The following is a 13,223-nucleotide window of genomic DNA, read 5'->3' as shown; positions in this document are numbered from 1 at the left end:
AGTGGTTCTACCCGCAAGCGGCGCAACGCAGGATCGGGGAACCTGGGGTACCAACCCCGAAGGGGCTCGGCCGCTTTTGCGCGGGAACGGCGTTGCGGCTCCCTTGTGCAGAATGACTGCACGGCAGTCACCGCGCCTTGTTCGCACGCAAAAGCGACTCGAGCGCGAACGTGTACATTGATCAGTGTTTCCCTTAGCCGGATACGGGGCCGCAGTATCCCACAGGGCGGGGAGCGACCCAACCCGGGTTCACGGCTCGAAGGGGATCACCGGGGCACCATGCCCCGGGGAACGGTGGAGGCGTCAGGCCGCCTCGTGCGCCAGCAAGGCGCTCAAGGCGTGCAACATCGTCCGCAGGCGCACCTGGTGGCGCTCGCCGTCGAAATGCAGCGTCTCGACGCGTGCGTCCTGCCCGCGTTGCTGCCAGCCGAAGCAGACGGTGCCCACCGGCTTGTCCGCCGTCCCGCCACCGGGGCCGGCAATGCCGGTCACCGAGAGCGCCAGGTCGGCATCGCATTGGGCGAGCCCGCCCTCGACCATCGCGCGCGCCACGGCCTCGCTGACCGCGCCATGCTGCTCGATCAGCTCGGCGGGCACCCCGACCATCCGCGTCTTCGCCGCATTCGAGTACGCCACCCAGCCGCACTCGAACCAGCCCGAGCTGCCCGGGACATCGGTAATCGCCTGGGCAATCCCGCCGCCGGTGCAGGACTCGATGGTGCACAGCTTGCGCTCGCTGGCGAGCAGCCGCTCGCCCAGGTCGTAGACCAGCGCAGACAGCCCGGCCAGATCGGGCTCGTGCGGGCTCACAATCGATGTCGGTTCCGCTTCCATGTCCGGATCACCCCTCGCTGTCAAAGGCAATGGCCACGCGCCAGATCACCCGATCGTCGCCCAGGGGCTCGCTGCGCACCACCTGGCCGGCCCGCTCCAGGGCGGCCAGTCGCCCGTCCGGGCTGTTAACCGCGATGCTCACACGCTCGCCCGCCTGTGGCGCATGGGGCCAGCGAAAGGCACAGCCGCTGGCCGAAAGGTCCTCCAGCCGCACCTCGTCCACCGCACCGGTCGCCATCCAGGTCACTCGTGCGGGGGTGTCGACCTGCATGCGCCGGAAGCCCCGGCGGTCATCTTCTCCCAGCATGCGCATCCTCCATGACTCCACCCGAGTGTGGCATATCACGTCCCGTGATGGTGCACCTGCCACACGGGGCCGCGCATCCGTATACTGCGCGTTTGCCCGGATCGACCGCAGCCGAACCGATGAGCACCGCCGAGCCCCTCTCCGCCCATACCCCGATGATGCAGCAGTACCTGGCCATCAAGGCCGAGTACCCGGATACGTTGCTGCTTTACCGCATGGGGGACTTCTACGAGCTGTTCTACGACGACGCCGAGCGGGCGGCGGGACTGCTCGACATCACCCTGACCCGGCGCGGCGAATCGGCCGGTCAGCCGATCCCGATGGCCGGGATCCCGGTGCACACGCTGGAGAGCTACCTGGCCCGCCTGCTGAAGATGGGCGAGAGCGTGGCGATCTGCGAGCAGACCGGTGCGGTGGGCGCACAAAAGGGCCCGGTCAAGCGCGAAGTCGTGCGCATCGTCACCCCGGGCACGGTTACCGAGGAGGCGTTGCTGGATGCCCGCCAGGTGAACCGGCTGGTCGCCGTCTGCCCGGCCGCCTCTGCCGCCGTGAAGGGCCGCAAGTCCGGCTACGGCATCGCCAGCCTGGAGTTCGCCAGCGGCCAGTTCCGTGTACTCGAGGTCGGTGACGAAACCGAGCTCGCCGCCGAACTGGCGCGGCTCGACCCGGTGGAGCTGCTCGTACCGGACCAGGCGGGTGCGATCCCGGGCACCGAGCCCTTCGCCCCCCAGCGCCACGCCGACTGGCATTTCGACGCCGTCTCCGCCCATCGCCTGCTGATCACCCATTTCGGCACCCGCGACCTGTCCGGCTTTGGCTGCGAGGGACTGGACCTGGGCATCGCCGCCGCCGGGGCCCTGCTCGCCTACGTACAGAACCGCCATCGCGGTGACCTCGCCCACATCACCAGCCTGGCGCACGAGCTGCGCAGCCAGATGCTGGTACTGGACCCGGCCACCCGCCGCAACCTGGAACTCACGCGCACCCTGACGGGCGAGCGCCGCGGCTCCCTGCTCGCCCTGCTGGACACGACGCAATCCGCGATGGGCGCCCGCCGCCTGATGCAGTGGCTGCACCAGCCGCTGCGCGAGCGCGCGATCATCCGCGAGCGCCAGACCGCGATCACCGCCCTGCTGGAGCAGGAGGCCGTCACCCCGATCCGCGACGCCCTGGCCGGCAGTGCCGACAGCGAACGCATCCTCTCGCGCATCGTGCTGGGCAGCGCGCGCCCGCGCGACCTGACCGCCCTGCTCGCCAGCCTGGAACGCCTGCCGGCCCTGCACGCGGCCCTGGCGCCGCTGGCCGATGCCGCCGAACGCCTGTCCGCGCTGCATGCGGCGCTGGCGCCAGAGGATGAGCTGACCGCCCGACTCGGCGCCGCCCTGGTGGAGGAGCCCCCGCTGCGCGTAACCGACGGCGGCATGATCCGCGCGGGCTACGACCCCGAGCTGGATCGCCTGCGCGCGCTGGAAAGCGACGCCGATACCTTCCTGCGCGAGATCGAGGCCCGCGAACGCGAGGCCACCGGCATCCCCACGCTCAAGGTCGCGTACAACCGCGTGCACGGGTACTACATCGAGGTCTCGCGCAGCCGATCGGCCGAGCTCCCCGGCCGCTTCATGCGCCGTCAGACGCTGAAGAACGCCGAGCGCTACACCACCGAGGAACTCAAGCGCTTCGAGGACGAGATCCTGTCCGCCCGCGAGCAGGCCATGCTCCGCGAGCGCGCGCTGTTCGACGATCTGATCGCCGACCTGCAGGCGCGTGCCCCGCGCCTGCGCACCATTGCGGACGCCGTGGCCGAGCTGGACGTGCTCGCCTGCCTGGCCGAGCGCGCCGCCCGCCTCGACTGGCACTGCCCGGAGCTGGTCGGCGAACCCGGCATCCATATCGAGCAGGGCCGGCACCCGGTGGTCGAGGCCGGGCTCGACACCCCGTTCGTCGCCAACGACACCGAGCTGGATCCGGAAACGCGCCGGCTGCTGGTGATCACCGGCCCCAACATGGGCGGCAAGTCCACCTACATGCGCCAGACCGCGCTGATCGTGCTGCTCGCCTGCATGGGCAGCTTCGTGCCCGCCGCGCGTGCGCAGATCGGCCCGGTGGACCGCATCTTCACGCGCATCGGCGCCTCCGACGACCTGACCTCGGGGCGCTCGACGTTCATGGTGGAGATGACCGAGGCCGCGAACATCCTGCACAACGCGGGCCCGGAGAGCCTGGTGCTGATGGACGAGATCGGCCGCGGCACCAGCACCTTCGACGGGCTGGCCCTCGCCCTGGCCTGCGCCGAGCGCCTGACGCGCCACAACCGCGCGCTGACCCTGTTCGCCACCCATTACTTCGAACTGACCGCGCTGGCCGAGCGCGAAGCAGCCGTGGCCAACGTGCACACGGACGCGATGGAGCACGAACACAGCATCGTGTTCCTGCACCAGGTCCGCGAAGGTCCGGCGAACCAGAGTTACGGGTTGCAGGTCGCGCAGCTGGCCGGTGTGCCAGCCGATGTACTGAAGCTCGCCCGCGCCCACCTGCGCGAGCTGGAGGACCGGGCCGCGGCGACCGATTCGCCACAACTGGGCCTGTTCACACCCGAGCCCGCGTCAGTCGCCTCCGAGGTCGCCGAGGCGACCCCGGAACCCGAGCCGCCCAGGCCCGAGGAACGCGCCCTGAAGGCCCTGTTCGACACACTCGACCCGGACGAGATGACCCCGCGCGAGGCCCTGGACGCCCTTTACCGCATGAAGGACGCCCTGCGAGGTTAGGGGGACAACCAGGTGCGCAGGCCGCCGCTGCGTCGGGTCGGCTGGCGGCTCGCCTGCTGCAGCACCCCCGCCTGTGGCTCGAACAGGCTCAGCCAGCCGCTTGCGCGCGTGATCGCGGTGTAGGCCAGCTCGCGCGTCAGCAACGGGCTCTCCGGCGGGGGCAGCAGGAAGGCCACATGCTCGAACTCCGAGCCCTGGGACTTGTGCACCGTCAGCGCGAACGCCGTCTCCACGGACTCCAGGCGCTGCGGGATCATCCAGCGCACATGCCCGTCCGCCGCGACGAAGGCGACCCGCAGGGCCGTTTCCGTCGCATCGTCCGCACCCGGTTCGGCATCGCCCCGGGCCAGCCAGGCGGGCACGCGCAGGGTCACGCCGATGTCGCCGTTGATCAGTCCCAGCGCGTAGTCGTTGCGCGTGACGATCACCGGGCGCCCCTCGTACCAGGCACCCTCCGCCTGCAATACACCACGGGCCGTCAGCGCCCCGGCGACTCGGCGGTTCATCCGGTCCACACCCCAGGGCCCCTCGCGCACGGCGCACAGCAACTGGAAGCGCCCGTGCTCGCGCAGGGTGCCGCGCGCCCATTCCTCCCATGCGTCACGCGCATCGCGGGATGCCGGGCGTCCGGCCGTCAAATGCTCCAGATAGCGGACCACCCCGAACGGTGCCGCATCGGCATGCCCGGCCCCGTCCAGCACGCGCCGCAGCAGGGCCGGATCATCCGGGCCCTGTAGCACCGCCGCATGGACATCCTCGCCCGGGTGGCCCGTCACCTCGGCCGTGCCGTCGTTCACCGCCGCGGCCAGACGGCCGATCCCGCTGTCCGCTCCGAAGCGTCGGCTGCGGCGCAGCATCGCCACGTGCTGGTCCAGTGCCTGCCCGCCCTCGTCCACGTAGCCGGCCGGCAGCGCCAGCCCGGCTACCTCGCGCAGCCAGGCGACCGTCTGCGGCGCGTAATGCCCGCCGTCCGCCCGCGCGCACAGCTCGCCCAGCACCGCCCCGGCCTCTACCGAGGCGAGCTGGTCGCGATCCCCCAGCAGCACCAGCCGCGCATGCGCCGGCACCGCGGCCATCAGGCTGGCCATCAGCTCCAGATCCACCATCGAGGCCTCGTCCACCACCAGCACATCCACCGGCAGCGGATTGCGCGCATCGTGGCGGAAGCGCCGGGTATCGGGTCGCGCGCCCAGCAGGCGGTGGAGTGTGACCACCTCGCGCGGGATCGCGGCGCGCAGGCGCTCGCCACCGGGGAAACGTTCGAGCCCCAGCGCGTCCACTGCCCCGGCGACCGAGGCGTTCAGCCGGGCGGCCGCCTTGCCGGTCGGCGCCGCCAGACGGATGCGCAGCGGCTCGCCCTCGCCCTGCAGGCCCTGCAACAGCGCGAGCAGTTGCAACACCGTGTAGGTCTTGCCGGTACCCGGCCCGCCGGTAATCACGCTGAACGCGGACCCGGCCGCCAGTACACAGGCCAGGCGCTGCCAGTCCGGTTCGCCATCGCCCTCCTCGGCCAGACCGAACAGCCGATCCAGCCAGGTGCGCAGCGCGTGCGCATCCAGCCCTTCGCGCCAGGCCGGCTGCTCGCACAGGCGCCCGGCCACCCCCTCCCCGATTCGGCGCTCGGCCTCGCGGTAGCGGCGCAGATACAGCCGGTCCTGTGCCCGCACCAGCGGGGTCCCCGCATCCTCATCGACACCGCAGATCCGATGGCCTTCCAGCGCGGTGTCGAGTGCCGCACGGTCCAGGCCGCGCAGGACATCCGAGGGCCGCGGCAGTCCCCGCTCCGCGCCCTCCGGCGGCAGCGACAGCATCCGGTCCGGGGCCTCCAGCAGGCCGTCGAGGTCCAGGCAGACATGCCCGCGCCCGGCCTGGTGGCTGGTCAGCGCCGCCAGCAGCAGCGTCAGCGGCGGTGCGGCGGGCACCTGTTCGCGCAGAAAACGCACCAGCACACGGTCGACGCCGCGCAGCCAACCCGCATGCTCCCACTCCCCGAGCAGATCCAGCAGCGCCCCGGTGTCCTGCAATGCGCGATCCGCCGTCATGCCCGGGCCTCCCGCGGCCGGTCCGGCCCCTCGGCAAACCAGCCGTCCAGCTGCTCGATTAGCGCCCGCGGCGGGCAGTCATGGAACACACCGCGCCCCGGCGCATCGATCCCGCGCAGAAACAGGTACACCCCGCCCCCCATGTGTCGGTCGTAGTCGTACTCCGGCATCCGTGCCTGAAGCTGGCGATGCAGGGCCAGGGTGTAGATCACCAGCTGCAGGTCGTAGCGGTGTTCCAGCACGGCGTCGCGCAGGCGCTCGGGCACATAGGCCTCGGGGCCGGGCCCCAGCCAGTTGGACTTGTAGTCGGCGACGTAATAGCGGCCCTCGTGCTCGAAGACGAGATCGACAAAGCCCTTGAGCATCCCGTTCAGCAGCCGGTCGCCCGCCGGCGGCCGGGGCTGTCCGGGCAGCAACTGCTCGCGCACGGCGGCATCCAGCCGCCGGCTCTGCAGCCAGCGTGTCTCGAACAGGAACTCGAGCTCCGGCTGATACACGCCCAGCCCGTACAGGCGGAACGAACCACCGGAGGCCAGCGCGTACTCGGCCGTGATCAGCCGGCGCATCCAGTCCTGCACGACGGGGGTCCAGTCGCCCCAGTCGCGCTGCTCGCAGCGCTTTTGCACCTCGTCGTCCAGTCGGGCGCGATCGGCAACCACGGCCGACCAGCCCTGCTCGGCTGCCCATTCCAGCAGGCCGTGCAGGAAGGTCCCCGGCGCCGGGCCACGCGGGAAGTCGTGCAACCCGCCGGCCACTGGCACCTCGGGCAACGGGTCATGCCCGGTCCGAGAGTCAGCAGTGGGTTCGGCCGCACTCTCGCGCAGCATGTCCTCTAGCGCGGAGTCCGGGGCCACCGGGTCGGCAACCAGCGGCGCCGGCGCATCCGCGTCGTCCGGGTGCGCAATGGCGCTGTAGCTGGCCACCCACCAGGGCTCGCGTACCGGGCGTGTCGGGGTGCGCGCCCGCCCGGGGGCGGCCGTCTGCTGTGCCAGTCGCACGCCCGCGCCCGTGATCTCGGGCAGGGGTTCGATCGCGATGGCCGCCTCGTCGCCACGGGCCGCCTGCAGCCGGTCCTCCAGCTCGCCATTCGGCATCGGCTCCGGGCCATTCAGCAGATAGCCGACCGCACTACGATGCAGCTCGTTCTCCTTGCTTCGCCCCGACACGATTGGCACCAGCCCCATCCAGCAGGCGTGGCGCGCACGGGTCATGCCCACATACAGCAGGCGCAGGTCCTCGGCGAGGCGCTCGCGATCGGCGCGCTCCTGGGCGCGGGTATCCATATGGAAGATCCAGCGCGGCCTGCCGCCCGGCGGGCGATCGATACGCGGCACGTCCTTCTTCGGGTCGACCGCGCGAAACGCGCAGACAAACGGCAGGAACACCAGCGGGTACTCCAGACCCTTGGACTTGTGCAGCGTGACCACCTTGACCAGGTCCTCGTCGCTCTCCAGGCGCAGCACCTGCTCGTCGGCCTTCGCCCGGTCCCCCTCGCGGTGCTCCACCAGGTGCCGGATCAGGGCCTGCTCGCCATCCAGCTCCGCGGCCGCGCGCTGCAGGAGTTCGCTCAGGTGCAGCAGGTTGGTCAGCGCGCGCTCGCCATCGGCACTGGCCAACAGCCGGCGCGGCACGTCGAAGTCGTGCAGCAGGCGGCGCAGCATCGGCAGTACACCGCGCGTCTGCCACAGGCGGCGGTACTCGCGGAACTGCTCGACCCGGTGCTCCCAGCGCAGCTCGTCGGTGGTCAGCCGGTGCAGATCGGCCAGCGACTGCCCCAGTGTCGGGGTCGCCAGCGCCGCGCGCAGCAGGCGCTCGCTGGTCGGCTCGGCACAGGCCCGCAGCCAGCGCAGCAGGTCCCCTGCCTCCGGCGTCGCGAACACCGACTCGCCCTCGGACAGGTACACGCTGCGCACCCCCCGCGCGCGCAGCGCCTCCTGCATGATGCGGGCCTCGACCTTGCTACGCACCAGCACGGCAATATCCCGCGGGCGTACCGGCCGCTGTTCCCCTTTTGAATCCCGAAAGCCGCAGGTCCCGTCCGTCCCGCCATTGAGCAGCCGCACCATCTGCTCGGCGGCGGCCGTGGCCATCTGCTCGCGATAGACACCGGTGCCGACCGGTGTGCCCGGATCCATGCACCACAGGGTCAGGGCCGTCACCTCGGCTCCGTCCTGTTCCAGGCGTTCGCCGCGATCCTGGGCATCCACCGCGTGGAACGGCAGCTCGCCGGCATCGCCCTGGCCGAACAGGAACGCGCCCTCCGACCAGCCGTCGGCATGGGCGAACAGGCGGTTTACCGCGCCGACCAGGCGCGCGGTCGAGCGGAAGTTGCGCGGCAGCGTGTAGTGGCGCCCGGCGGTCGCGCGGCGTGCCTTCAGGTAGCTGTGGATGTCCGCGCCGCGAAAGCCGTAGATCGCCTGCTTCGGGTCACCAATCAGCAGCAGGCCCTGCTCGCCCGGGTTGTCCTCGATGCGGTAGACGCGTTCGAGGATGCGGTACTGCACCGGGTCGGTGTCCTGGAATTCGTCCACCAGCGCGACCGGGAACTGACGCCGCAGGGTCTCGGCCAGCGCCTCGCCACCGGGACCCTCCAGGGCATCGCGCAGGCGCAGCAGCAGGTCGTTGAACCCCATCTGCACCCGCACACGCTGGGCCTGGCGGAACTGGAGATCGATCTCCACGGCCGCCGCCTGCAGCAGGCGCTCGCTGTCGTCCGCGCAGACCTCGGCGGCGGCATTGAGCGCCGTAAAGGCCGGGTGCAGGTCGTCCGGCAGGGACTTGTCCTTCTTCAGCCGCTCGGCCATCCCCGCCGCGCACATGCGCTCCAGCACCGGGGTATCGCCGACTTTGTCCGGCAGCAGTGCGGCCGGGTCCTCGGCCCAGGCGTGCATCGCCTCGATCAACTTGTCCGGGTTACTGTACTTCTGGCCATGGAGCACGTTCGCGCGCAACTCGCGGAACTGGCGCTCCACCTCGGCGGCATCGTCGCGCCAGACGGCCTTCAGTTCGGCCAGGCGCGCCAGACGCGTGGCCAGCTCCGCGTACAGCCCGTCCGGCGTGCGGTAAGGCTCCAGCCCCGCCGTGTCCGTCAGGTGCCCCAGAAGCGGCCGCACCCGGGCCTGCAGCTCGTCGGGCCCCTCGCCAAAGGCCTGGCGCAGCAGCTTCAGGTGATCCGCCGGCTGCGGGTAGACAAAGCGGCGCCAGTAGTCGCGTGCCGCCTCGGCCTGCAGCTCGCTCTGGTCCGCCTCCAGGCGCTGGTTGAACAGGCTGCCGCTGTCGAACGCATGCTCGCGCAGCATGCGATAGCACCACGAGTGGATGGTCGAGACCGCCGCCTCGTCCATCCACTCGGCGGCCAGCTCCAGCCGCCGCGCGGCCCCGGCGCGCGCGGCCGGGTCCGGGTAGGCGGCCAGCAGCGCCGGCCACAACGCCTCGTGGGCTGGGGCCGGCTCCCCGCGCAGGACGCGCGCCCCGCGCGCCAGCACCGCGCGGATGCGCTCGCGCAGCTCGCGGGTGGCCGCCTCGGTAAAGGTCATCACCAGGATCTGCGGCGGGGTCAGCTCGCCGGTGCCCTCCGGCAGCTCGCCGTGGCCCAGCACCAGCCGCAGATACAGCGCGGCGATGGTGTAGGTCTTGCCGGTGCCGGCACTGGCCTCGATCAGGCGGCTGCCGTGCAGCGGCAGTTCCATCAGCTCCAGCGGCTGCGCGCCTGCACTCATTCCATCTCCTCCCCGGCGGCCAGCGCCTCGAACAGCGGCCGGTACAGCCGGTCGCGCCAGTGCCCGAACGCCGGATCCTGCAGCAGCGCCTCCGGGTCCGGCCAGGCACGCGCCAGGGCCGGGCTGCGCGCCCATTCACCGGGGCTGAAGTCGTCCCCGACCAGCACCTTGCGGGCCCGCGCCAGCGGGTCGGGGTCGTCCTTCGCCTCGGCCTGCAGCCAGGCGAAGGCGGTGGCGCAGGCCACCGGCAGCGGGCGTTCCAGCCCGGCCACCCAGCCCTCGACCAGGGCCCCGAGATGCTCGCGGGCCTGCTCCGGCCCCACGCCCGGCAGGCGCATCCCGGTATCCAGCCCGATCACCTCGGTGGCGACCGGGCCGCCCTCGCCCTGGTTCGCCAGGAGGTGTTCAAGCCAGGGCTTGGCCACCTTGTCCACGCGCCAGTCCTTTTTCTGTCTCAGCCGGCTCACGGTGTAGTCCAGCAGCACGGCCTGCCCGGCCCCGCCGCGCAGGGGCGGGGCGGCACCCTCCAGCATCCAGCCACCCTGCCCCAGACGCACGGCGGGCGATGGCGGCAGCCGTTCCGGCCAGACGGCCAGGCGCAGGCCGATGCGCTCCAGCAGACGTGCGGCCTCGGCGATCATCGCCTCGCGTTCCAGCTCGCCAGCCGCGCCGAGCGGCAGCGCACCGGCGCGCTGCAGCCGCGCGGCCTCGGCCTCCAGCACCGGGCCCCAGGCGTCGGGGTCCTCGCCATGGTCCAGCGCGGCCGCGACCAGGGCCTCGCGCACCTGCCACTGTTCCAGCCCGGCCAGGGTGAACGGCTCCAGGTCCTCGCTCGGGGCCTCCTCGCGATCGAACACCACGCCCAGCCGGTGGCGGAAGAACGCCTCCGCCGGATCGCGCAGGAAGCGCATCAGCGTATCCGGGCCCAGCACGCGTTCATCGTCGGCTTCGTCCGGCGGCGGCAGGTCGAGCGCGTCCGGCGCCGGCGTCTCGTCGGCGTGGTGGACCGCCTCCCACTCGCGCGCGTAGGTGAAGTGCCGGGCGTGTGCCGGGTCGGGCGGGAAATTGGCCGGCGAGAACGGCTGCAGGGTGTGCACGGTAGTCAGGTGGTCCAGTAGTGGCTCCTTCCGGGCCTGCCCGTCGCCCTCCTCTGCACCCTGGAGCCGCCAGCCAGCAACCAGGTGATCGCGCAGCTGCGCGACCAGCACCGAGGGCGGCTGCGACTCGTTGTCGCGCGCGCTGTGGCCGACCCAGCTGACATGCAGCTGCCGCCGCGCGGACAGCAATGCCTCCAGGAACAGGTAGCGGTCGTCCTCGCGCCGCGAGCGATCGCCCGGGCGGTAGTCGCGGCGCATCAGGTCGAAGTCCACCGGCGTCGGGCTGCGCGGATAGTCGCCGTCATTCATGCCCAGCAGGCAGACGATGCGAAACGGGATCGCGCGCATCGGCATCAGCGTGCCGAAGTTGACCGAACCGGCCAGGAAACGCTGCCCCAGCCCGCTGTCCTCCTGGCTGGCCAGCCATTGCTCGCGCACAACACCCAGCGGCAGGGGATCGTCCAGCTCCGCCTCTGCGCAGTCGGCCTGCCACTGGTCCAGCGCCTCGCGCAGGCGCCCCAGCGTGAACAGCTCGGCATCGGTCTCGCCAGCGAAGAAGGTATCCAGCAGCTCGCGCAGCCGGGTGTTCCATTCGCCGGGGGTATGGGCGTGGCGCAGCCAGCCCCAGGCCTCCGCCAGCGCGGTGATCAGGTCATCCATCGGGCCCAGCAGCACGGCATCCAGCCCGCCGATCTCGTCGAACGGCTCCAACCCCTGCCAGGCCCCGGCACCCCCGGACGCATAGCCCAGCAGCATCCGCCGCAGGCCGAAGCGCCAGGTGTTCTGCTCCAGCCCCTCCGGCAGGCCGAGCCCCGCGCGCTGCTCGGCATCCAGCCCCCAGCGCACGCCCGAGCCCTCGGCCCAGCGGTGCAGCGTGGTCAGGTCTTCCTCCGCGATCCCGAACCGCCGCCGCAGCGCGGGCACGTCCAGCAGGTCCAGCACCTCGGCCACGCCCATCCGGCTCTCCGGCAGCGACAGCAGGCGCTCCAGCGCGATCAGCACCGGGTCGCGCCCGCGCGGCCCCTGGTCGGACAGGGTGTAGGAGATGTAGCGCGGGTCGTCCGGCGGGAGCTGGCCGAACACGGCCTCGATATGCGGGGCGTAGGCGTCGATGTCCGGGACCATCACGATCACGTCGCGCGGGCGCAGGTTCGGGTCGGCGTCGAAGTGCGCGAGCAGCCGGTCGTGCAGGATCTCCACCTCGCGCAGCGGGCCATGGGCGACGTGGAACTGGATGGAGTCGTCGTCCGGCGCCACCGCCGGCCAGGCCTCGCGGGTCTCGCCCAGCGGGCGCAGCTCGCGGATGTCCTCCTGCAACTGGTGCAGCAGGCAGTCGCCGCCGTGCGGCTCGAAGTAGTCGACCCGCTTCCAGGCGAGGGTCTGCAGCACGGCGTCGTAGGCGGTGGGGTCGTCGTGTTCGTCCAGCAGGCCGATGTAGTCGCGACCCTGCTTGCCCCAGGCGGCCAGCAGCGGGTGCGCGTGCTGGTGCAGCTCGGCGTCGTCCAGCACGCTGGGCATCCCGGCCTTGCGCGCCTGGCGCTGGCGCGTCGCGCGCAGCAAATCCTTGTCGGCGACAATGTCGGCCCAGTAGTGCTCGCAGGGGTTGTGCACGCAGACGAGGATCTGGCACACGCCGGCCAGCCCCTCCAGCGCCTCCAGGATCTGCCCGGGCATGGAGGAGATGCCGAACACGATCAGCCGCCGCGGCAGCCCCGCCGGGCGCTCGCTCAGGCTCTGCACGGCCTCGCGGTAGCGGGCGTGGACCGTGGCCCGGCTGGTGTCGGCCGCGCCCTCGCCGATGTCCTCGCGCAGCAGGCGCCACAGCGCGGCCTGCCAGCGGTCGTCCTCCCCCAGCGGCGTCTCGCGGCCACGGGCGTCGCGCAAGACATCGCGCCCGGCGGCCCAGGAGGTCAGCCAGTCGGCGCGGTAGACCTGGTACTGGTCGAACAGGTCGGCCAGGCGCTCGGCGAGCTGGTGGCGCTTGCGCAGATCGCCGCCGTCGCGCGGGTCGTCATCGGCGAGAAAGCGCGCCAGCGGGGCGAACTCGGGGCGCGTCAGACACTCCGGCAGCAGACGCATCAGACGCCAGATCAGCGGGCGCTTGGCATACGGGGATTCCAGCGGCACGGCCTCGAGCCCGAGCACCGCGCGATAGGCCGACCAGACAAAGCGCGACGGCAACTGCATATCCAGCGCGGCGGCGATGCCGCAGCCGGGCGGGTCGGCATCCGGGTGCGCGGCCAGCGCATAGCGCAGCCACTGCGCCATGCCGTTGCTCTGCACGAGCAGGGTCTCGTTCTCCAGCGGGCCGAGCGGTGCGCGCTGCATCCACTCGACCACCAGGGCACGCAGCGACTCCAGATGGTTGCCGTGCAGCACCACCATCCCTGGCTCTAGCTCGCCGGACTCCGCCACCCCTGCTCCTTGCACTTCGTTTAATGGGCCTACCCTACCAATGT

General features: G+C 71.7%; 6 protein-coding genes. 1 reads left to right on the top strand and 5 read right to left on the bottom strand.

Translation table 11 applies throughout. The annotated features are described in order from the left end of the window. Positions 1-303 precede the first annotated feature (303 nt). Both G372_RS0105145 and G372_RS0105140 read right to left on the bottom strand, forming a co-directional pair. On the bottom strand, positions 304-834 hold the full coding sequence (locus G372_RS0105145) for a CinA family protein (RefSeq protein WP_018865270.1): 531 nt from the start codon (positions 832-834) through the stop codon (positions 304-306). 7 nt (positions 835-841) lie between these two features. Next, complete coding sequence (locus G372_RS0105140) at positions 842-1,141, bottom strand: PilZ domain-containing protein (protein ID WP_019624484.1); 300 nt, start codon at positions 1,139-1,141, stop codon at positions 842-844. A 119-nt stretch (positions 1,142-1,260) separates the two neighbouring features. Between G372_RS0105140 and mutS the strand changes: the two genes are divergently transcribed. Then, positions 1,261-3,906, top strand: a complete 2,646-nt coding sequence (gene mutS, locus G372_RS0105135; protein ID WP_019624485.1) for a DNA mismatch repair protein MutS — start codon at positions 1,261-1,263, stop codon at positions 3,904-3,906. On the opposite strand, the gene recD is transcribed toward mutS, so the two are convergent. From recD to recC, 3 genes are read right to left on the bottom strand one after another with little or no spacing between them, the layout of a single operon-like run. Further along, a complete protein-coding gene (gene recD, locus G372_RS0105130; protein WP_019624486.1) occupies positions 3,903-5,948 on the bottom strand; it encodes an exodeoxyribonuclease V subunit alpha in 2,046 nt (681 codons plus the stop codon). The genes mutS and recD overlap by 4 nt on opposite strands. Then, positions 5,945-9,667, bottom strand: coding sequence for an exodeoxyribonuclease V subunit beta (gene recB, locus G372_RS0105125; protein WP_019624487.1), 3,723 nt, complete (start codon positions 9,665-9,667; stop codon positions 5,945-5,947). The genes recD and recB overlap by 4 nt, the downstream gene beginning before the upstream one ends. After that, positions 9,664-13,179: an exodeoxyribonuclease V subunit gamma gene (gene recC, locus G372_RS0105120; protein ID WP_026340411.1), complete on the bottom strand. Its 3,516-nt coding sequence runs from the start codon at positions 13,177-13,179 to the stop codon at positions 9,664-9,666. Before recC ends, recB begins: the two co-directional genes overlap by 4 nt. Between the last annotated feature and the right edge of the window lie 44 nt (positions 13,180-13,223).

The organism is Thioalkalivibrio thiocyanoxidans ARh2, from assembly GCF_000385215.1.
GTDB classification, from domain to species: Bacteria; Pseudomonadota; Gammaproteobacteria; order Ectothiorhodospirales; family Ectothiorhodospiraceae; genus Thioalkalivibrio; species Thioalkalivibrio thiocyanoxidans.
This window is presented reverse-complemented; position numbering and strand designations above follow the sequence as displayed.

Excerpts from the sequence above, each read along its gene's own strand:
- G372_RS0105140 (WP_019624484.1), bottom strand. The coding sequence starts at position 1,141 with ATGCTGGGAGAAGATGACCGCCGGGGCTTCCGGCGCATGCAGGTCGAC.
- G372_RS0105145 (WP_018865270.1), bottom strand. The coding sequence starts at position 834 with ATGGAAGCGGAACCGACATCGATTGTGAGCCCGCACGAGCCCGATCTG.
- mutS (WP_019624485.1), top strand. The coding sequence starts at position 1,261 with ATGAGCACCGCCGAGCCCCTCTCCGCCCATACCCCGATGATGCAGCAG.
- recD (WP_019624486.1), bottom strand. The coding sequence starts at position 5,948 with ATGACGGCGGATCGCGCATTGCAGGACACCGGGGCGCTGCTGGATCTG.
- recB (WP_019624487.1), bottom strand. The coding sequence starts at position 9,667 with ATGAGTGCAGGCGCGCAGCCGCTGGAGCTGATGGAACTGCCGCTGCAC.